Origin of the sequence: Mesorhizobium sp. C268A, assembly GCF_040324475.1 — a bacterium.
GTDB lineage: Bacteria > Pseudomonadota > Alphaproteobacteria > Rhizobiales > Rhizobiaceae > Mesorhizobium.
The window spans coordinates 1,556,554-1,578,063 of record NZ_JAMYVX010000001.1; the positions used below are offsets into that span (position 1 = coordinate 1,556,554).

Below are 21,510 nucleotides of genomic sequence, written 5' to 3' on the forward strand. Positions count from 1 at the left end.
CATGACCTACAAGAACCCGCCGACGACGCCGCGCAAATCCGCGACCTTCGACGACTACACGCTTTCCGAAATCCGCCGCGCCGCGGCGACCGGCATCTATGACATCAGGGGCGCCGGGGCCAAGCGCAAGCTGCCGCATTTCGACGATCTGCTGTTCCTCGGCGCCTCGATCTCGCGCTATCCGCTGGAAGGCTATCGCGAGCGGTGCGACACGTCGGTGGTGCTGGGCTCGCGCTATGCCAAGAAGCCGATCGAGCTGAAAATCCCGATCACCGTTGCCGGCATGAGCTTCGGGTCGCTGTCCGGCCCGGCCAAGGAAGCGCTCGGCCGTGGCGCCACACTCTCAGGCACGTCGACCACCACCGGCGACGGCGGCATGACCGAGGAAGAGCGCGGCCATTCCAAGCAACTGGTCTATCAATATCTGCCGTCGCGCTACGGCATGAACCCCAGGGATTTGCGCCGCGCCGACGCCATCGAAGTGGTCGTCGGCCAGGGCGCCAAGCCCGGCGGTGGCGGCATGCTGTTGGGACAAAAGATTTCCGACCGCGTCGCCGAAATGCGCACGCTGCCGAAAGGCATCGACCAGCGTTCGGCCTCGCGCCATCCCGACTGGACCGGGCCGGACGATCTCGAGATCAAGATCCTCGAGCTGCGCGAGATCACCGACTGGGAAAAGCCGATCTACGTCAAGGTCGGCGGCGCCCGCCCCTATTATGACACTGCACTTGCGGTGAAGGCCGGCGCCGATGTCGTCGTCGTCGACGGCATGCAGGGCGGCACGGCGGCGACGCAGGAAGTGTTCATCGAAAATGTCGGCCAGCCGACGCTTGCCTGTATCAGGCCGGCGGTGCAGGCGCTGCAGGATCTCGGCATGCACCGCAAGGTGCAGCTGATCGTGTCCGGCGGCATCCGCAATGGCGCCGACGTCGCCAAGGCGCTGGCGCTCGGCGTGGACGCGGTGTCGATCGGCACGGCAGCGCTGGTCGCGCTCGGCGACAACGATCCGCGCTGGGAAGCGGAGTACAATGCGCTCGGCACCACCGCCGGGGCCTATGACGACTGGCACGAGGGCCGCGACCCCGCGGGCATCACCACGCAGGACCCCGAACTGATGAAGCGGGTTGATCCGGTCGCCGCGGGACGGCGTCTCGCGAACTACCTCAAGGTGATGACGCTGGAGGCGCAGACCATTGCGCGTGCCTGCGGCAAGAACAGCCTGCACAATCTCGAGCCCGAGGATCTCGTAGCCCTCACCATCGAAGCCGCCGCCATGGCCGGCGTGCCGCTGGCCGGCACCAACTGGATACCGGGGAAAAACGGCTTCTAAAAAACACATCAAAATAAGCGAGGAACTATAATGGGGAACGATCTCGCCGCATTCGCCAAAGAGAACGGCGTCAAATATTTCATGATTTCCTACACCGACCTGTTCGGCGGCCAGCGCGCCAAGCTGGTGCCGGCGCAGGCGATCGCCGACATGCAGAAGGACGGCGCCGGCTTCGCCGGTTTCGCCACTTGGCTCGACCTCACGCCGGCGCATCCTGATATGCTGGCGGTGCCGGATCCGGATTCGGTGATCCAGCTGCCGTGGAAGCCCGATGTCGCCTGGGTCGCCGCCAACTGCATCATGGACGACAAGGAAGTCGAGCAGGCGCCGCGCAACACGCTGCGCCGGCTGATCGCGGAAGCCGCCACTGACGGCATGCATGTCAAGACCGGCGTCGAGGCAGAGTTCTTCCTGATCTCGCCGGACGGCAGCGTCATCTCCGACAAATACGACACGGCTTCAAAACCCTGCTACGACCAGCAAGCGGTGATGCGCCGCTACGATGTCATCGCCGAGATTTGCGACCACATGCTGGCGCTGGGCTGGAGCCCCTACCAGAACGACCATGAGGACGCCAACGGCCAGTTCGAGATGAACTGGGCCTTCGACGATGTGCTCGCCACCGCCGACAAGCACTCCTTCTTCAAGTTCATGGTCAAGTCGGTGGCGGAAAAGCACGGCCTGCGCGCGACCTTCATGCCTAAGCCCTTCCAGGGCCTGACCGGCAATGGCTGCCACGCCCATATTTCGGTGTGGGACAAGGCCGGCAAGGTCAACGTCTTTGCCGACAATGCGATGGAGCTCGGCCTGTCGGCCAAGGGCAAGAATTTCCTCGGCGGCATCATGAAACATGCCTCGGCGCTGGCCGCCATCACCAACCCGACGGTGAACTCCTACAAACGCATCAACGCGCCGCGCACCATTTCGGGCGCCACCTGGGCGCCGAACACGGTGACCTGGACCGGAAACAACCGCACCCACATGGTGCGCGTGCCCGGCCCCGGCCGCTTCGAGCTGCGGTTGCCGGACGGCGCCGCAAACCCTTATCTGCTGCAGGCCGTCATCATTGCCGCCGGTCTCGACGGCATCCGCTCCAAGGCCGATCCCGGCAAGCGCTACGACATCGACATGTACCAGAACGGCCACACGGTGAAAGGCGCGCCGAAGCTGCCGCTCAATCTGCTCGACGCGCTTCGCGAATACGACAAGGACAAATCGCTCAAGGCGGCGCTGGGTGAGGAATTCTCGTCGGCTTACCTAAAGCTGAAGCACCAGGAATGGAATTCCTATGCTTCGCACTTCACGCAATGGGAGCGCGACCACACGCTGGACATATAATCGTCCTAGCGGTGCGAGCGACCTCGGAATGACCTGATGAAATATTCGATCTTCTCGCTCGCCCGTGCTGCCCTTTCCGGCCACAAGAACTGGCAGCGCACCTGGCGCGATGCGGCGCCCAAGGACCACTACGATGTGGTGATCATCGGCGGCGGCGGCCATGGGCTCGCCACCGCCTGGTTCCTCGCCAGCGAGTTCGGCATCAGAAACGTCGCTGTGCTGGAAAAGGGCTGGATCGGCTCCGGCAATGCCGGCCGCAACACCACCATCATCCGTTCCAATTACGGCCTGCCCGGCAATACCGGCTTCTACGAGCTTTCGATGAAGCTTTGGGAGCGGATGGAGCAGGACCTCAACTATAACGCCATGGTCAGCCAGCGCGGCGTCCTCAACCTCTATCATTCCGATGCGCAGCGCGACGCTTATGCGCGGCGCGGCAACACCATGCGCATCAATGGCATAGATGCCGAACTGCTCGACCAGGCGGCGCTGAAGAAGATGCTGCCGTTCCTGAATTTCGACCATGCGCGCTTTCCCGTGCAGGGCGGCCTCCTGCAGCGCCGCGGCGGTACGGCGCGCCACGACGCGGTGGTCTGGGGCTATGCCCATGCGGCGAGCGAACTCGGCGTCGACATTATCCAGAACTGCGAGGTCACCGGCTTTGTCCGGGATGGCAACGGCAAGGTGGCCGGTGTCGAGACCTCGCGCGGCAAGATTGGCGCCGGCAAGGTCGGCATGGCGGTTGCGGGTTCCTCCTCGCGCGTCGCCGCAATGGCTGGCCTGCGCCTCCCGATCGAAAGCCATGTGCTGCAAGCCTTCGTCTCGGAGGCGATCAAGCCGCTCATTCCCGGCGTCATGACCTTCGGCGCCGGCCATTTCTATGTCAGCCAGTCAGACAAGGGCGGGCTGGTCTTCGGCGGCGACATCGACGGCTACAATTCCTATGCCCAGCGCGGCAATCTGCCTGTCATGGAGGATGTCTGCGAGGGCGGCATGGCGCTGATCCCGATGATCGGCCGCGTGCGGCTTCTGCGCCAGTGGGGCGGCATCATGGACATGTCGATGGATGGCTCGCCGATCATCGACAAGACACCGGTCGACGGACTCTATCTCAATGCCGGCTGGTGCTATGGCGGCTTCAAGGCGACGCCGGGGTCGGGCTTGGTCTTTGCCCATCTGCTGGCGCGTGACGAAACGCACAAGGAGGCGGCTCGTTTCCGCCTCGACCGCTTCCGGACTGGCGCCATGATCGACGAAAAGGGCCAGGGCGCCCAACCGAACCTGCACTGAGGCTGGCGAGATGCGTATTGTCTGTCCCTTCTGCGGCGAACGCGAACTCGGCGAGTTCAGCTATCTCGGCGACGCCAAGCCGGCGCGGCCGGCGGCGGGTGCCGGCGAGGATGCTGTCTACGACTACGTCTATCTGCGCGACAATGTCGCCGGCGTGATGGCTGAGAACTGGTATCACGGCGGTGGCTGCCGGGCCTGGCTGAAGGTCACCCGCAACACGCTGACGCACGAGATCTCGGCGGTGGAGCCGGCGGCGGGCGCCGGGGCGAGGCAGGTGGCGAAATGAGCTATCCTGTCGAAATCGTAGCCGTCGCGAAAAGCGCCAGCCCCCTACCTCCCCCTTGTGGGGAGGTCGGACCGCAGGTCCGGGTGGGGGTCGGTGCCGCACCCCCACCCCGCTGCTGCGCAGCGACCCTCCCCACAAGGGGGAGGGTAAGGGGCGGCGCCATCCTTCGCCATGACACCATATGGATCAGAGGCTGGACATCGTGACCTCTCATCGTCTCTCATCCGGCGGTCTCATCGACCGTTCCACCCCCCTCACCTTCCGCTTCGACGGCACGACATTTTCCGGCTTCCAGGGCGACACGCTGGCGTCGGCGCTGGTCGCCAATGGCGTCAAGCTGGTCGGCCGCTCGTTCAAATACCATCGTCCGCGCGGCATTCTGACTGCGGGCTCGGAAGAACCCAACGCGCTGGTCGAACTGCGCACCGGCGCACGGCGCGAGGCCAACACCAAGGCCACGACGGCCGAACTCTATGAAGGCCTCGAAGCGGCCAGCCAGAACCGCTGGCCGTCGCTGCGCCACGACGTGATGTCGGTGAACCAGCTGTTCGCACCGATCTTCGTCGCCGGCTTCTACTACAAAACCTTCATGTGGCCGGCAAAATTCTGGGAAATGGTCTACGAGCCGGCGATCCGACGCGCCGCGGGTCTGGGTCGCGCGGCGGTCACCCCCGATCCGGATCACTACGACAAGGCCTGGGCGCATTGCGATGTGGTGATCGCCGGCTCTGGTCCGGCCGGTCTCGCCGCCGCACTCGCTGCAGGCCGCAGCGGTGCGCGCGTCATCCTGTGCGAAGAAGATTTTGCGCCCGGCGGCCGTCTGTTGTCGGATGGCGGCACGATCGACGGTCTGCCGGCCGCGGAGTGGCTGTCGCGCACACTGGCCGAGCTCAGCTCGATGCCGGATGTCCGCATCATGACCCGCACGACCCTGTTCGGCGTCTATGACGGCGGTACCTATGGCGCGATCGAGCGGGTCAACGATCATCTGCCGGTGCCGCCCGAGCATCAGGTGCGCCAGCGCCTGTGGCGCATCGTGGCCAAGCGCTGCGTCGTCGCCGCCGGCGCGATTGAGCGTCCCATCGTCTTTGCCGGCAATGACACGCCCGGCGTGATGATGGCGTCCGCCATCCGCACCTACGTCACACGTTATGCGGCGACGCCGGCAAAGCGGATCGCGCTGTTCACCAACAATGAGGATGGCTGGCGCACGGTCGAGACGGCACTCGGCGCCGGGCTGCAGATCGCGGCGGTGATCGACGCGCGGCCTGACGTCTCGCCTGCCCATCGTTCTCTCGCTTCCAGGAACGGCTTCACCGTGCTGCATGGTTCGGTCAGCGGCGTCGACGGCGGCAAGGACGGCGTAAGAAAAATAGCGGTGTCGCTGACCGGCGGCGCGCGCGCCGAGGTCGAGGCCGACGGGCTTGCCGTTTCCGGCGGCTGGAATCCGGCGGTCGGGCTCACCTCTTACCATCGCGGCCGGCCGAAATGGCGAGACGACATCGCCGCCTTCGTGCCGGACGGCGCGCCGCCCGGTATGGTCGCCGCAGGTGCGGCTAACGGCGGCTTCGGGCTAGGCGCCTGCCTGCGCGCAGGTTTCGAGGCCGGCGCCGCAGCGGCGCGGGACGCGGGACGCAATGGCAATCCGGGCTCTGCAGCTGTTGCCGGCGACGAGTCCTTCTCGCTGACGCCTCTCTGGCACGTCGCCGGCAAGGGCAAAGCCTTTGTCGACCAGCAGCACGATGTCACGGCATCCGACATCGAGCTGGCGCAGCGCGAGGGTTTTGAATCGGTCGAGCATCTGAAGCGCTACACCACGCTCGGCATGGCGACCGACCAGGGCAAGACATCCAACGTCGCCGGCCTCGCCATCATGGCGGCGGTGACGGGCAAATCCATTCCCGAGACGGGCACGACCATCTATCGCCCGCCCTACGTGCCGGTCGCCATCGGCGCTTTTGCCGGCCACCATCGCGACGAAAATTTCCATGCGACGCGGCTGACGCCGTCGCATCACTGGGCGGCCGAACAAGGCGCGATCTTTGTCGACACCGGCCTGTGGAAGCGCGCGCAATGGTATCCGCGCGCCGGCGAGAAAGACTGGCTGGAATCGGTCACCCGCGAGGTCAAGGCGGTGCGCGGCGGCGTCGGCTTCTGCGATGTGTCGACGCTGGGCAAGATCGATGTGCACGGCCCCGATGCCGGCGCCTTCCTCGACCGCGTCTACATCAACACCTTCTCAAACCTTGCCGTGGGAAAAGCCCGCTACGGGCTGATGCTGCGCGAGGACGGCCTCGTCTATGATGACGGCACGACCTCGCGGCTGGCCGATGACCATTATTTCCTCACCACGACCACGGCGAAGGCCGGGCTGGTGATGCAGCATCTCGAATTCTGCCGGCAGGTGCTATTCCCCGAACTCGACGTGCAACTCACCTCGGTCTCCGACCAGTGGGCGCAATTCTCGATTGCCGGGCCAAGGACGCGAGACCTGTTGAAGGAAATCGTCGACCCTGCCGAGGACCTTTCGAACGAAGGTTTTCCATTCATGGGCGTGCGCGAAGTCGCTTTGCGCGGCGGCATCAAGGCGCGGCTGTTCCGCATCTCCTTCTCCGGCGAGATGGCGTTCGAGATTTCGGTGCCGGCGCGTTACGGTGAAGCGATGGCACGCAATTTGATGCTGGCGGGAAAACCGTTCGGCGTGACGCCGTATGGCACAGAAGCCCTCGGCGTCATGCGCGTTGAAAAGGGCCATGTCGCCGGACCGGAACTGAGCGGCACGACGACCGCCGCCGATCTCGGCCTCGGCAAGATGATGTCGACCAAGAAGGATTTCATCGGTCGCGTCATGGCCGGCCGCGAGGCGCTGGTCGCGCCGGACCGGCAGGTCGTGGTCGGCATCAAGCCGGTCGACAAGGCGCGCCGCCTGCGCTCCGGCGCGCACATCATCCCGAAGGGCCAGACGCCCGGGCCTGATAACGACCAGGGCTACGTCACCTCGGTCTGCTTCTCGCCGACGCTCGACCAGTGGATCGGTCTCGGCCTTGTCGAGCGCGGCCGCGAACGCATCGGCGAGATCGTCCACGCGCATGATCCGCTGCGCGGTGAAGACTATGATGTCGAACTCTGCAATCCCGTCTTCTACGATCTCGATGGAGGGCGCCAGCGTGGCTGATTTTTCCTGGGATGTTCGCAGCCCGCTCGAGCGCGCGCTCGCTCCTGGCGCTTACGGCCCGCAAGGCGATGCCGGTGTGTCGCTGACCGAGATCCGCAATTTCGACCTCGTCCAGGTGATGGCACGGCGCGGCAAGGCGGGTGATTTGGCCAAGGCCGCGAACGCTCGTTTCGGCGTCGCGGCTCCGGAAACGCCGAAGGCGGTTGGCACCGCGGATGCGACGCTGATCTGGTCGGGACCGGATCATTTTTTTGTCCTGTCGAAGGGTGGCAGGACTGAGGTGCTCGCTCAGACCTTTGCATCTTCCGCTTCGCTATCCGACCAATCGCATGCACGCGTGCTGATCAGCATCTGCGGCCCCAAGGCGCGCGCCATGCTGGCGAAACTGTCGTCGATTGATTTGCATCCCGATGCGTTTCCGGTTGGCGCTGCTGCCGCGACCTCGATGGATCACACCAGCGTCACGCTCTGGCGTGGTGGTGACAAGGCGGATGGGCAGGCGGTGTTCAACCTCCTGATGTTTGCGACGTTTGCCGAAAGTCTGTGGCACACGATGTTGGATTCGGCTGCGGAGTATGGTGTGGCTATCGGGCATTCCGAGGAGCTTTAGCTCGATAGTTTCAGGTGTTGGCGCCGACCCTCATCGCCCTGCCGGGCATTTCTCCCCGTATAGTGACGGGGAGAAAGAAGCTGGTCGCAGCCTCGGCGCTCGTCCTGCAACGTTGGCGATTGGCGAAACCGGCGACGACAGCTTCGCCCGTTTACGGGGAGAAGATGGCGGCAGCCAGATGAGGGGGCGGCGCTGGCGTTCGGAAGATGGGTTTGATTGGAAGGGTCTAACCTGCAGCGACCGCGTCGAGATCGCCACCTCCACCTTGCCAAACCCAACCGCGCTGCTATTCTTGCTGCTAAAATAATTTTACACACAGGCAAACTTGTTTCTGTAACCGCAAGGCTGAGATGAGCCAGTCGCCCTACCCTTCAGTGACAGCCGGGCCGCCGCGGCCGAGCCTCATCCTGAGGCCCGGCCAGATCGCGCTGCCGCCGGGCATGGAGCGCCATACTATCCTGGGGAATGGCGCGGTGCTGATCGAGGTCGAGGCCGGCGATACGTTCACCGTGCGCAATGTCGAGGGCGGGCAGGCTTGCGAGTTGCTGGCCTGGGACAGGACCGGCGCCACCGATCCTTCCATCCTCGGCGAAAAGTCCAACAGCAATGCCGCCGGGATCAAGGCGCTTCTGGCCGAGGGCGATGACAGCCTGGCTTCCGTCCGTCGTGGCCTTGAGCGCCGCCAGGTGCAGCTCGACGAGCCCAAGGCGGTGCGTGTGTTCGGTGGCGCAACGCCTGCCGGCACCGAGCAGGCATTCACGGTCACGCGCGACGGCGCGATGCTGATTGCCGCACCCGGCGGGCCGATGCTCGTCGACGGCCATGATACGGCAACGCCGCTCACCGTTCTCGTGCGGCGCAACACCATCCGGCTGAAAACGAAGTCGCAGCTTGCCGATCCGCTCGCCGATCCGGTGCTAGACCTGCGCGTCCATTCGGCGACGGCCGAATCCTATTTCGTCAAGGCGGGCGACTACCTGCAGATCATCGATGTCGACGGCCGCCAGTGCACCGATTTCCAGTGCTTCTCGGCGCGCAAGCTGGACAAGGGGCTGGACCATCCGCTCGACGTAACGACGACGCGCACGCTGATGGGGTCGAGCTACCCGATGCCCGGCCTTCACTCGAAATATTACGACCAGGACATGGAGCCGTTGGTCGAGGTTATCCAGGACACATGCGGCCGGCATGACGCGTTCGCGCTGGCGTGTGCCGCCAAATATTACGACGACATCGGCTATCCCGGCCACACCAACTGCTCGGAGAACTTCAATCGCGCGCTGGCCGACAAGGGCGTGACGCCCCGCGCCGGCTGGATGGCGATCAACTTCTTCTTCAACACGGAGATCGACGCCCATGGCGTGATGGTGTCGGATGAGCCGTGGTCGCGCGCCGGCGACTATGTCCTGCTCAGGGCGCTCACCGACATCGTCTGCGTCTCCTCCGCCTGTCCCGACGACACGACACCGGCCAATGGCTGGAACCCGACCGACATCCATGTGCGAACCTATTCCGGCCAACACAAATTCTCGCGAGCGATCGCCAGACGCATGACGCCCGATTCGGAACCGAAAATGACCCGCGAGACCGCCTTCCATTCAAGCTTCGCCAAGCACACCCGCAACTTCGTGGAATACCGGGGTTATTGGCTGGCCAATTCTTTCGCCAAAGAGGGGCCGATCGCCGAGTACTGGGCCTGCCGGCAGGACGCGGTGATCATGGACCTGTCGCCGCTGCGCAAGTTCGAGGTCACCGGTCCCGATTCCGAAGCGCTGCTGCAATACACGCTGACTCGCGACGTCAAGAAGCTCGGCGTCGGCCAGGTCGTCTATTCCGCCATGTGCTACGAGCATGGCGGCATGATCGACGACGGCACGCTGCTGCGGCTCGGCAAGGACAATTTCCGCTGGGTCGGCGGCGATGACCTGTCCGGCGAATGGCTGCGCGAGACGGCAAAGAAGCTTGGCCTCAACGTGCTGGTGCGCTCGTCCACCGACCAGATGCACAATGTCGCTGTCCAAGGGCCGAAGAGCCGTGACATTTTGCGAGAGGTGGTCTGGACCTCGCCGCTGCAACCGTCGATCGACGAACTCGAATGGTTCCGCTTCGCTGTCGCGCGCATCGGCGGCGGCAATGGCATTCCGGTCGTGGTGTCGCGCACCGGCTATACCGGCGAACTCGGCTACGAAATCTGGTGCCACCCACGCGACGCCGAAAAAGTGTTCGATGCCATCTGGGAGGCCGGCCAGCCGCACGGGCTGAAGCCGATGGGCCTGCAGGCACTCGACATGGTGCGCATCGAAGCCGGGCTGATCTTCGCCGGTTACGAATTCTCCGACCAGACCGACCCGTTCGAGGCGGGCATTGGCTTCACCGTACCGTTGAAGGCCAAGACCGACGATTTCATCGGCCGCGAGGCGCTGATAAGGCGCAAGGAACATCCGCAGCACAAGCTCGTTGGCCTCGACATCGACAGCAATGTCGCCGTCGGCCATGGGGATTGCGTCCATATCGGCCGCGCCCAGATCGGTGTCGTCACCTCGGGCATGCGCTCGCCGGTGCTGAACAAAAACATCGCTCTGGCGAGGCTTGACGTCACCCACGCGGCAATCGGCACAGAGGTGGAGATCGGCAAGCTCGACGGTCATGCCAAGCGGCTGCCGGCGCGGGTGGTGGCCTTCTCTCACTACGATCCGCAAAAGACCAGGCCGCGATCCTGAGGGTTGCACCCCCGGCCCTTCGCAGGCTCAGGGCGTTCGAAGCTCGAAAGCAATTGGCTTTCCGTCCGCTACCGCGGACCGCTTCTCACCCCACAAGGGGAGAAGGACAAAGCGAGCGTTTCGCAACCGTGATGTGCACGACGCCACAAATCACTTGACGTGAAAGCGCGCCGGATCAATCTTCACTGTTAAGAAAAAAATACGACTGAGTGGAAACACTGGAGTCGTGCGGTCATGTACCGGGGAACAAGCTTCGCGAAGCCGAGGCATCACCGGCCGGGAACACAAAATGGGGAATTCAGACAGATGAGCACGATTACCACTGCCCTGGAGCAGCCCGCTGAAGGCAAGCTGCTCCGCAACATCGACTGGCGCGGCGCCTTCTGGGTGGCGAGCGGCGTTCCTGCCCTTGTCCTGTTTTCGATCGGCGGCATTGCCGGAACGACGGGAACGCTGGCCTTCGGGATCTGGATCGCTTCCATGATCATGGGCTTCCTGCAATCCTTCACCTATGCCGAGATCGCCGGCCTGTTCCCGAACAAGTCGGGCGGCGCCTCGATCTACGGCGCCACCGCCTGGCTGCGTTATTCCAAGTTCATCGCGCCGCTGTCGGTGTGGTGCAACTGGTTCGCCTGGTCGCCGGTGCTGTCGCTGGGCTGCTCGATTGCCGCCGCCTATATTCTCAACGCGCTGGCGCCGGTGCCGCTGTTCACCGAGGCGTCGCCGGACGTCGTCGCCTATATCGCGGCGCATGCCGGAACGGTGCCTGCCGACGCCATCGCCGCGGTGACCGCGGCGGCCACGCCGGCGATCCGCAACTGGACGCTGTTCAGCCATACGCTGGGTCCTGTCTCCTTCACCCTCAATGCCACTTTCTTCATCGGCGCGGTGCTGATGCTGATCATCTTCTCGATCCAGCATCGCGGCATTCTCGGCACCGCCAATGTGCAGAAGTATATCGGCCTGCTGGTCATTATCCCGATGCTGATCGTCGGTGTCGTGCCGATCGTCACCGGCCAGATCAACTGGGCAAACTTTTCGCCGCTGGTGCCGCTGGCGGCGGCTTACGCGCCGGAGCCCGGCTCGTGGAACATTGCTGGCTGGACGCTGGTGCTGGGCGGCATGTTCATCGCAGCATGGTCGACCTATGGTTTCGAGACCGCCGTCTGCTACACATCGGAGTTCAAGAACCCGGGCACCGACACGTTCAAGGCGATTTTCTATTCCGGCCTGCTCTGCATGCTTCTGTTCATCCTGGTGCCCTTCACCTTCCAGGGCGTGCTGGGCCTCAACGGCATGCTGGCGACGCCGATCGTCGACGGCTCGGGTGTCGCCGATGCACTGGCCGGCATGGTCGGGGGTGGCGCATTGATCCACAGCCTCTTGGTGATGCTGATGATCCTGGCGCTGGTGCTGTGCATCATGACGGCAATGGCCGGCTCGTCGCGCACGCTCTACCAGGGCTCGGTCGATGGCTGGCTGCCGCGCTATCTCAGCCACGTCAACGAGCATGGCGCGCCGACGCGCGCCATGTGGACCGATCTCGTCTTCAACCTGATCGTGCTGGCCATCGCCTCGGCCGACGCGACGAGCTTCTTCTTCATCCTCGCCGTGTCGAACTGCGGCTACATCATCTTCAACTTCCTCAACCTCAATGCCGGCTGGATCCACCGCATCGACAACGGCCACATCAACCGGCCTTGGAAGGCGCCGAGCTGGCTGCTCGGCCTCGGCGCCATCTTCGCCTATGTAAACGCCATCTTCATGGGCGCCGGCGCCAAGGTGTGGAACCCGATGGCGCTCTGGGCCGGCCTGATCACAGCCGCCTTGATCATCCCGGTGTTCTGCTACCGGCACTACGTCCAGGACAAGGGCAAGTTCCCCGACCACATGCTGGCCGACCTCGGCATGACGGGCGCAGACCTCTCGGTCAAAAAGGCAGGCATGCTGCCCTACCTGACGCTGGTCGCCGGCCTGGTGGTGATGCTGCTCGCCAACTGGTACTTCGTCATCTGAAAGTGATGGCTTGAAAAGAATGGGCGCGCTTCGGCGCGCCTGTTTCTTTTTATGGCAGGACGTCAGCCGGCCTTGCGAATGGCCCCTTCGGAGCCTTTGAAGAACCGGTTCGGCGGACGCTTCAGGCCGAGATTCTCGCGCAAGGTGGTGCCCTCATACTCGCGCCGGAAGAGCTTTCGCCGCTGCAGCTCGGGCACCACCTTCTCGGCGAAGTCGTCGAGCCCGGCAGGCAGATAGGGGAACATGACGTTGAAGCCGTCTGACCCCTCGGCAAGCAACCATTCCTCCATCGCGTCGGCGATGGTTTTAGGCGTGCCGACGAAGGCAAGGCCGGAATAGCCGCCGAGCCGCTGCGCCAGCTGGCGGACGGTCAAATTCTCCCGGCGCGCCAGCTCGATGACGCGCTCGCGGCCGCTCTTGGAGGCATTGGTCTCGGGGATTTCGGGCAAGGGCGCGTCGGGGTCGAAGGCCGACGCGTCATGGCCGAGCGCGATCGACAGCGAGGCAATGCCGCTCTCGTAATAGACCAGGCTGTCGAGCTTGGCGCGTTTGGCCTGTGCTTCCTCGACACTGTCGCCGACGATGACGAAGGCGCCGGGCAGGATCTTGATGTCGTCGCGCGAACGGCCGAGCTTCTCGGCCCGGCTTTTGACATCGGCAAAGAAGCGCTGCCCGGACGCCAGATCACCTCCGCCGTTTCGGCTGCCAGCTGCCGCCCGGCCTCAGATGCGCCGGCCTGGACGATGACCGGCCAGCCCTGCACCGGCCGCGCAATGTTGAGCGGGCCGCGCACCGAGAGATGCTCACCCTTATGGTCGAGCACATGCAGCTTCGCGGGATCGAAATAGAGCCCGCTCTCGGCGTCGAGGATGAAGGCGTCGTCGGCAAAGCTGTCCCAGAGGCCGGTCACCACATCGTAGAATTCCCGCGCATTGTGATAGCGCTCGTCGTGCTCGACATGCTCGTCGAGGCCGAAGTTCAGCGCGGCGTCGGGATTGGATGTGGTGACGATGTTCCAGCCGGCGCGGCCGCCGCTGATATGGTCGAGCGAGGCGAAGCGACGGGCAATGTGATAGGGCGCGTCGAAGGTCGTCGATGCGGTGGCGACAAGGCCGATATGATCAGTGACGGCGGCGAGCGCCGACAGCAGCGTGAACGGCTCGAACGAGGTCACCGTGTGGCTGCGCCGTAGCGCCTCGATCGGCATGTTGAGAACGGCCAGATGGTCGGCCATGAAGAAGGCGTCGAACTTCGCCGCCTCAAGCGTCTGCGCAAAGCGCTTCAGATGGGCGAAGTTGAAGTTGGCATCGGGATATGAGCCGGGATAGCGCCAGGCCCCGGTGTGAAGACTGACCGGACGCATGAAGGCGCCGAGCCGCAATTGCTTGTTGTCTGCCATGGGATGATCACCTGATGCGAACGAGCGTTGCCGCTCCGATATGTAAGCAGGATCGGACGGCTTTGTTGTCCTGGAAAGGAATTCTGTTTTGCAAAACCGGCGCCGCGAAGCATTTTCATACAGGTGGCCGTTCAACCTATTTTGATGAACCCGCCTGGTGTTGAGATACTTGCCTGGGTGCTCGGTGCCACCGGCAAGGAGAAAGCCAGAACGCCGCACGTCAAGCGTACGGCGTTCCAGCATTTTCCAAGGAAGATCCTGTGCCCCAGCAGCGCCTACTCGGCGGCCAGCGCCAGTGGCGGCCTGTCATTGTCCTGCACCGCCTCATCAGCTGGCTTCTTGCCTTGCTTCGGCTCGCGGCCGAAGAACAGCGCATAGCCTGCCGGCAGCACCAGGATGGTGAGTACGGTGGCGACGAGGATGCCGCCCATCATGGCGTAGGCGAGCGGTCCCCAGAACACCGCACGCGAGATCGGGATCAGCGCCAGCACCGCCGTCATCGCCGTCAGCACGATCGGCCGGAAACGGCGCACGGCCGAGCCGATGATGGCCTCCGATCGGTCCATCCCCCTGGCGATGTCCTGATCGATCTGGTCGACCAGGATGATCGAGTTGCGCATGATGATTCCGAGCAGCGCGATGACACCAAGGATGGCGACGAAGCCGAACGGCGCGCCGCTGATCAACAGAGCCGCCGCCGCACCGATGATGCCGAGCGGACCGGTGGCCAGCACGAGCATCGCCTTGCCGAAATGCTGCAGCTGGATCATCAGGAGCACGACGATGACGGCCAGCATGATCGGCGCCTTGGCGGCAATCGAGGCCTGGCTTTCGGCGGAATCTTCCGCACCGCCCTGGATCTCGATCTTGTAGCCGGGCGCCAGGCCGGCGCGCATGCCCTGCATGTCATTGTAGAGCTTGGTGACGACGTCGTTCGACTGCACGCCATCCGGCAGCGTGGCGCGCACCGAGATGGTCGGCAGGCGGTCGCGCCGCCATTCGACGCCCTGCTCGAGCACCGGCACCACCTTGGCCACCTGCGACAGCGGCACGAAGCCGCCGAAATCGGTCGGGATATAGACCGAGTCGACCGAGGACAGCAGGCTGCGGCTGGCGTCCGGTTCGCGGGCGACGATGGAAACCGTCTCCTCGCCATCACGGAAGTCATCGAGCGGCGCGCCGGACATCGCTGCCTGCAGCATCTGGCGGATGCGTTGCGAGGTGACGCCAAGCGCTCGCGCGCGGTCCTGGTCGATGACCAGCTTCATCGCCGGTACCGGCTCCAGCCAGTCGTCATGGACGGCGCCGAGCAGCGGATTTTCGGCGAATTTCGCCTTCACCTGGTCGGCGATGCGGCGCACCTCCTGGCGGTCCGGACCCATGATGCGCATCTGCACCGGCCAGCCGGTTGGCGGGCCGAGGAACAGACGGTCGACCTTGGAACGGATCGAGGGGAAATCCTGCGCCAAGAATGAGCGCAGCTTGAGGATCAGCCGCTCGCGCGCCGGTTCGTCATTGGCCATCACCAGAAGCTGCGCATAGTTCGGATTGCGCAATTGCTGGTCGAGCGGCAGGAAGAAGCGCGGCGCGCCTTCGCCGATATAGGTGGCGATGAAGCGCTTGTCCTTGTCGTCCATCATCCGGGCTTCCAGCGCCTTGGCCTGCGTCTCGACTTCCTTGATCGAGGTTCCCTCAGGCAACCAGAGATCGACGAGGATTTCCGGCCGCGAGGATTGCGGGAAGAAGTTTTGTGGGATGAACTGGAACGCCCACAGGCTGGTGGCGAAGGTGACCAGCGTCATCACCAGAACGATGATGCGGTGGCGCACCGCCCAGCCGACCGTGGCGCGCAGCCGCCGGTAGAAGCCGGTGTCGAAGGCGTCATGATGGTTGCCGGCATGCTTGCGCTGCTTGAGGATCATGTAGCCCAGCCACGGCGTGAAATAGACGGCGACGAACCACGACACGACGAGCGCGATGCCGACGACATAGAACAGCGTGCGCACATATTCGCCTGCGGTCGAGGCGGCGAAGCCGACCGGGATGAAGCCGGCGATGGTGATCAGCGTGCCGCTCAGCATCGGGAAGGCGGTCGACGAATAGGCGAAGCTCGCCGCCTCGATCTTGACCAGCCCCTCCTCCAGCTTGCGCTCCATCATCTCGACGACGATCATGGCGTCGTCGACCAACAGCCCGAGCGCGATGATCAGGGCGCCGAGCGAAATGCGCTGCAGATCGATGCCGAGCTCGTACATGATGGCGAAGGTGGCGGCCAGCACCAGCGGAATGGCAATGGCGATGACCAGGCCGGAACGCCAGCCGATCGACAGCAGCGAGACAGCAAGCACGATCAGCAGCGCCTCGCCGAGCGCCTCCATGAACTCGTTGACGGCGTCCTTGACAACCTCGGGCTGGTTGGAGATCTGGTCGACCGCAACGCCGTAGGGCAGCGCTTCCTCGAAGCGCTTGTAGGTCGCCTCGACATCCGTGCCGACGTCCCTGACGTTGAAACCCTTGGCCATGACGACGCCGACCTGGACGCTTTCGTGGCCGTTGAAGCGGTACTTGCGCTGATAGGGATCTTCGAGACCGGAACTCACGGTGGCAATATCGCCAAGACGTGTCACCTGACCACCGGCGCGCAGGCGCAATTCCCTGATGTCGGCAGCCCTGGTGACATCGCCCTCGACCGAGATGCGCACCGAGCGCAGCCCGGTGTCGACGGAGCCCGCCGGATCGACATTGTTCTGGCCCTTGATGGCGTTCTGCAGGTCGGTCAGCGTCAGGTCGCGTTCGGCCAGGGCCTTGGACGAGACGTCGATATAAAGCTTCTCCGGCTGGTCGCCGATGATGACGGCCTTCTCGACGCCCGGCGTCGTCAGCAGCATGTCGCGAGCCTGGGTGGCGAATTTCTTCAGCTCCGGATAGCTGTAGCCGTCGCCGCCGATCGAGTGCAGGGTGATGAAAGTGTCGCCGAACTCGTCGTTGAAATAGGGCCCGAGCAGGCCTTGCGGCAGGTCGCCGGAGATGTCGCCAACCTTCTTGCGCACCTGGTAGAAGGCGTCCTTCACCTCCTCTGCATTGGTGTCGCCCTTGATCTGGACGGTGATGATGGCGCTGCCGGCGCGGGTGTAGGAACGGACGAAGTCGAGGTGCGGCGTTTCCTGCAGCTTGCGCTCGATCTTGTTGACGACCTGGTCTTCCATCTCCTGGATCGAGGAGCCCGGCCAGATCGCCTGGACGACCATGACGCGGAAAGTGAAATCGGGGTCTTCCTTCTGGCCCATGCGCATCAGGCCGAGCGCGCCGGCAATGATGATCAGACCGAACAGGAAGCGCGCGATCGAGGGATGGCCGATGGCCCAGCGCGAAAGATTGAAAGGCTGCTTTTCAGTGCTGTCGGTGGTGGTCATCGGCGTCAGTCCAATTCGTTGATCGTGCGCGCATGCGCTTTGCATGCAGCTAGGATATTCCGATGCTGGCTTCCGGGCGGCGAGGCTTTCCGAGGGGAGAGACACTCATCGCGGTGGGACGCGCGGATCGATGCGGGGGAACTCGATCTTGGCGTCTCGACCATCGGGCGCTCGCCGCCCGGAAACCCTGAATTCGCTTGCCCAGCCTTTTCGCCGAAGCGACGATCAAGCCGGCTTCATGCCTGCGGTCAGCGCAGGGCCTTTGCGGCATCGCCTTCCGCAGAGGCGGCCTGGACCGCATCGCCGGTCAGCTTGACCTTGAGATTCTCGGTCATGAACTGGGTGCCGGCGGCAACGACGACATCCCCCGGCTTGAGCCCGTCGGCGACGCTGACGCCGTCGGCGGTGAACTCCGCAACCTTGACCAGGCGCTCGTGCACCGTCTCGCCGGCGCGGTCGACGGTCCAGACAATCTTGCGACCATCCTTTTCCGCAAGCGCGCTGAGCGGGATCGACACCATCTCCTGCTTCTTGGCCACCGAGGCCTCGATGTTGGCGGTCATGCCGAGCAGCACGCGCGGGTCGTCGGGCAGCGAGACGCGGACGGCAAAGGTGCGCGACTGCTGGTCGGCGCTGCCGGCGACTTCACGCACTTTGCCGGAGAGCGCCAGCGCGTCGTCGGACCAGAAGCTGGCCTTGACGTCCTTTCCCGGCTTGAAGGCGGCGATGTCCATTTCGGGAACCGCGATCAGCACTTCCTTTTCGCCGTCGACGGCAACAGTCATCACAGGCGTTCCGGCGCCGACCACCTGGCCGACATCGGCCGAGACCGCCGTGACGATGCCGTTCTCGCTCGCCTTGAGATCGGTGTAGACGACCTGGTTCTGCGCCTGGGCAAGGGTAGAGCGGGCGGCATCGCGCGTCGCTACCGCCTGGTTGTAGCTCAGCGTCGCCTGTTCGAGCTGCGACTTGGAGGTGAAGTTCTTGGCAAAAAGCTGCTCGGCGCGCTTGCGGGACAGATCGACCGTCTCGACCTGCCGCTCGGCGGCGTCGAGGCTGGCCTTGGCGCTCTTGACCGACAACTCATAGTCCGTGGGATCGATACGGGCTAGCACATCGCCTGTCGTCACATGCTGGCCGATGTCGACCAGACGCTCAGTGACCTTGCCCGAGATGCGAAAGCCGAGGTTCATTTCGGTACGGGCTCGCACCGAGCCGGAATAGGTGAGTTCGCGACTCTTTTCGGCCTGGCCGATCTCGACCACCTTGACCGGACGGATGATGTCCTGGACCTCGGTCTTCTCCTGGCTGCAGGCGGCGAGCCCGAGCGTGGCGACGATCAGGCCGGCGACCGGCAGCTTGCGGATGATGGAACTGGACAAAGACACTTTCGTACTCCCGACTGGAGATGAACGGTCGACACCGGCGCCCGGCGGGCGGCGGCTGTTACTTCAGAGCCTTGATCGCGTAATCGATGAGATCGTCGGGCATCGCCCGATTGGTCTTGGCAAGGCACTGCGCCACCATTTGCGGGTGGCACAGAATGACGGTGGCGGCGCCGAAGCAGCGCGATGCGATGACCGGATCCTGGTCGGCAAACTCGCCGGCCTCGATGCCCTCGCGGATGACCTCGGCAAACAGGTCGTGAATGCTGTCGATATGCTTGTCGATGACGCCCCAGTCGCGCTCGAGCGCGACGATGACCATTTCGTGGACCTTCTGGTCGTCGAGCATGACTTCCAGCGTCATCTTGTACTGCGCATGCACGTAGCGGCGCAGCCGCTCCTCGGCGCTGATCGGCAACCGGGAAATCTCGTAGGCCATGTTGTAGCTGGCGAGGAGCATGCGGCCGCAGACGGCCTGGTGGATTTCGACCTTGGAGGCGAAGAAACGGTAGATATTGGCCGGCGACATGCCGAGTTCGCGGGCGATGTCGGCGACATTGGTCTTGCCGTAACCATAGTGCCGGAACAGGCGTTCGGCACAGTCGAGAATGCGGGTGACATTCTCCTGGCGGGTGGAGTCGGCCATTATGCTGGCGGCTTCGGACATGGCTGTCTGTCGATTTACGAGTGACGAATTTCAACTGTCGTCAGTCGTAAATCGAAAAGAGGGAAGTGTCAATGCGAATTCGACGTACGCGTATAATTTGGTGACAGATGGTGACAGAGGGTGTGCGCGAACTCGACCTTGCGTGCCGTTGCGCTCTGGAACTAAGATACCTTTGCCATTTCCCGCAGCTGAAACTTCTGGATCTTCCCCGTCGATGTCTTCGGGATCTCGGCAAAAATCACCGCCTTCGGCACCTTGAAGCGGGCGAGCAGCGCGCGGCAGTGTTCGATGATCTCGGCCTCGCTTGCCACCTTGCCGGGCTTCAGCTCGACATAGGCGACCGGCACCTCGCCCCATTTGTCGTCTGCCTTGGCGACGACGCCGCAGGACGCCACGGACGGGTGTTTGTAGAGGGCTTCCTCGACCTCGATCGATGAAATGTTCTCGCCGCCGGAGATGATGATGTCCTTGGAGCGGTCCTTGAGCTGGATGTAGCCGTCGGGATGCATGACGCCGAGGTCGCCGGAGTGGAACCAGCCGCCGGCGAAAGCCTCGTCGGTCGCCTTCCTGTTCTTCAGATAGCCCTTCATGACGATGTTGCCGCGGAACATGACCTCGCCGATGGTCTCGCCGTCGGCCGGCGTCTTCTGCATCGTCCCCGGGTCCATCACGGTCAGGCCTTCGAGTGCGGCATAGCGCACGCCCTGCCTGGCCTTTTTGGCGCTGCGTTCACCCTTGTCGAGATCGTCCCACGCGTTGTGCCATTCGTTGACGACCGCCGGGCCATAGGTCTCGGTCAGCCCGTAGAGATGGGTGACGGCAAAGCCGGCATCGGCCATGCCCGACAGCACCGCTTCCGGCGGAGGTGCTGCCGCCGTATTGAAGGTCACCGTCTGGGGGAACGTCCGCTTGTCCTCCTCCCTGGCGTTGATCAGCACCGACATGACGACCGGCGCACCGCACAGATGCGTGACGCCGTGGTCGGCGATGGCATCGTAGATCGGCTTCGGCCGCACCCATCGCAGGCAGACATGGGTGCCGGCCTGGACCGCCATCGTCCACGGAAAGCACCAGCCATTGCAGTGGAACATTGGCAGCGTCCACAGATAGACGGCGTGCTTGGCCATGCCGGCATGGATGGTGTTGGTGTAAGCCATCAGGGCCGCGCCGCGATGGTGGTAGACGACGCCCTTCGGGTTGCCTGTCGTGCCCGAGGTGTAGTTGAGTGAGATGGCGTCCCATTCGTCGTCGGGCATCGACCAGGCGTAGCCCTCGTCACCGCCGGCGACGAACCCCTCATAGTCGATCGCGCCGATGCGCTCGCCCTTGGGATAGGGTGCATCGGCGGCATAGTCGGGATCGTCATAGTCGATGACCAGCGGCTTCACCTTGGCCAGTGCCAGTGCCTGTTTGACGACAGCAGCGAATTCGCGGTCGACGATGAGCACCTTGGTCTCGGCATGGTCGAGTTGGAACGCGATGACGGCGGCATCGAGCCTTGTGTTGAGCGAATGCAGCACCGCTTTGGCCATCGGCACGCCGAAATGCGCCTCCAGCATGGGGGGCGTGTTGGACAGCATGACGGTCACCGTATCACCCTTGCCGATGCCGCGCTTCGACAGCGCCGAGGCCAGCTTCAGCGAGCGCCGCCAGAAGGTGCGATAGGTGATGCGCTGGCTGCCATGGATGATGGCGACATGATCGGGATAGGTGCTTGCCGCCCGCTCCAGATAAGTGAGCGGCGTCAGCGGCTGATGGTTGGCGGCGTTCTTGCCGAGATCCTGCTCGTAGGGACTGCCCATCCCGTGCTCCCCGAATTTTCATTGTTGAGAACTTCTAACCACAGGTTCCCGCCACGTCACCATCGGCGATTCCCGACCG

Annotated in this window: 12 protein-coding genes and 1 pseudogene; 8 read left to right on the top strand and 5 right to left on the bottom strand. The window is 63.9% G+C overall.

Features of this window, described 5'->3' with window-relative positions:
* Position 1 precedes the first annotated feature (1 nt).
* The 8 genes from NKL06_RS07810 to NKL06_RS07845 all read left to right on the top strand — a co-directional run bounded on the left by NKL06_RS07810 (position 2) and on the right by NKL06_RS07845 (position 12,765).
* Positions 2-1,330: an FMN-binding glutamate synthase family protein gene (locus NKL06_RS07810; protein WP_023668552.1), complete on the top strand. Its 1,329-nt coding sequence runs from the start codon at positions 2-4 to the stop codon at positions 1,328-1,330.
* A 30-nt stretch (positions 1,331-1,360) separates the two neighbouring features.
* Positions 1,361-2,668 carry a type III glutamate--ammonia ligase gene (glnT, locus tag NKL06_RS07815; protein ID WP_023668553.1) on the top strand — a complete coding sequence of 436 codons (1,308 nt, stop codon included), beginning with the start codon at positions 1,361-1,363 and terminating at the stop codon, positions 2,666-2,668.
* Positions 2,669-2,704: 36 nt separating this feature from the next.
* Positions 2,705-3,958, top strand: coding sequence for a sarcosine oxidase subunit beta family protein (locus tag NKL06_RS07820; RefSeq protein WP_023692159.1), 1,254 nt, complete (start codon positions 2,705-2,707; stop codon positions 3,956-3,958).
* A gap of 10 nt (positions 3,959-3,968) precedes the next feature.
* A complete protein-coding gene (locus NKL06_RS07825; protein ID WP_023692160.1) occupies positions 3,969-4,244 on the top strand; it encodes a sarcosine oxidase subunit delta in 276 nt (91 codons plus the stop codon).
* A 181-nt stretch (positions 4,245-4,425) separates the two neighbouring features.
* On the top strand, positions 4,426-7,419 hold the full coding sequence (locus tag NKL06_RS07830; RefSeq protein WP_023807519.1) for a sarcosine oxidase subunit alpha: 2,994 nt from the start codon (positions 4,426-4,428) through the stop codon (positions 7,417-7,419).
* Positions 7,412-8,029 carry a sarcosine oxidase subunit gamma gene (locus tag NKL06_RS07835; RefSeq protein ID WP_023692162.1) on the top strand — a complete coding sequence of 206 codons (618 nt, stop codon included), beginning with the start codon at positions 7,412-7,414 and terminating at the stop codon, positions 8,027-8,029. The genes NKL06_RS07830 and NKL06_RS07835 overlap by 8 nt, the downstream gene beginning before the upstream one ends.
* A 350-nt stretch (positions 8,030-8,379) precedes the next feature.
* Positions 8,380-10,749 carry a trimethylamine N-oxide demethylase gene (locus NKL06_RS07840; protein WP_023692163.1) on the top strand — a complete coding sequence of 790 codons (2,370 nt, stop codon included), beginning with the start codon at positions 8,380-8,382 and terminating at the stop codon, positions 10,747-10,749.
* A gap of 306 nt (positions 10,750-11,055) precedes the next feature.
* Entirely contained in the window at positions 11,056-12,765 is a 1,710-nt protein-coding gene (locus NKL06_RS07845) for a trimethylamine N-oxide permease (RefSeq protein WP_023692164.1), read from the top strand.
* Positions 12,766-12,827: 62 nt separating this feature from the next.
* Here NKL06_RS07845 and NKL06_RS07850 read toward each other — a convergent pair.
* The 5 genes and pseudogenes from NKL06_RS07850 to NKL06_RS07870 form a co-directional block, all read right to left on the bottom strand.
* Positions 12,828-14,407: pseudogene (locus NKL06_RS07850) on the bottom strand (LLM class flavin-dependent oxidoreductase).
* A gap of 32 nt (positions 14,408-14,439) precedes the next feature.
* Positions 14,440-17,577: an efflux RND transporter permease subunit gene (locus tag NKL06_RS07855; protein ID WP_023692165.1), complete on the bottom strand. Its 3,138-nt coding sequence runs from the start codon at positions 17,575-17,577 to the stop codon at positions 14,440-14,442.
* A gap of 248 nt (positions 17,578-17,825) precedes the next feature.
* A complete protein-coding gene (locus NKL06_RS07860; RefSeq protein WP_023692166.1) occupies positions 17,826-18,965 on the bottom strand; it encodes an efflux RND transporter periplasmic adaptor subunit in 1,140 nt (379 codons plus the stop codon).
* 58 nt (positions 18,966-19,023) lie between these two features.
* A complete protein-coding gene (locus tag NKL06_RS07865; protein ID WP_023668564.1) occupies positions 19,024-19,629 on the bottom strand; it encodes a TetR/AcrR family transcriptional regulator in 606 nt (201 codons plus the stop codon).
* 161 nt (positions 19,630-19,790) lie between these two features.
* The gene (locus NKL06_RS07870) at positions 19,791-21,431 is read right to left on the bottom strand and encodes an acyl-CoA synthetase (RefSeq protein WP_023692167.1); all 1,641 of its coding nucleotides are present in this window, start codon (positions 21,429-21,431) and stop codon (positions 19,791-19,793) included.
* Between the last annotated feature and the right edge of the window lie 79 nt (positions 21,432-21,510).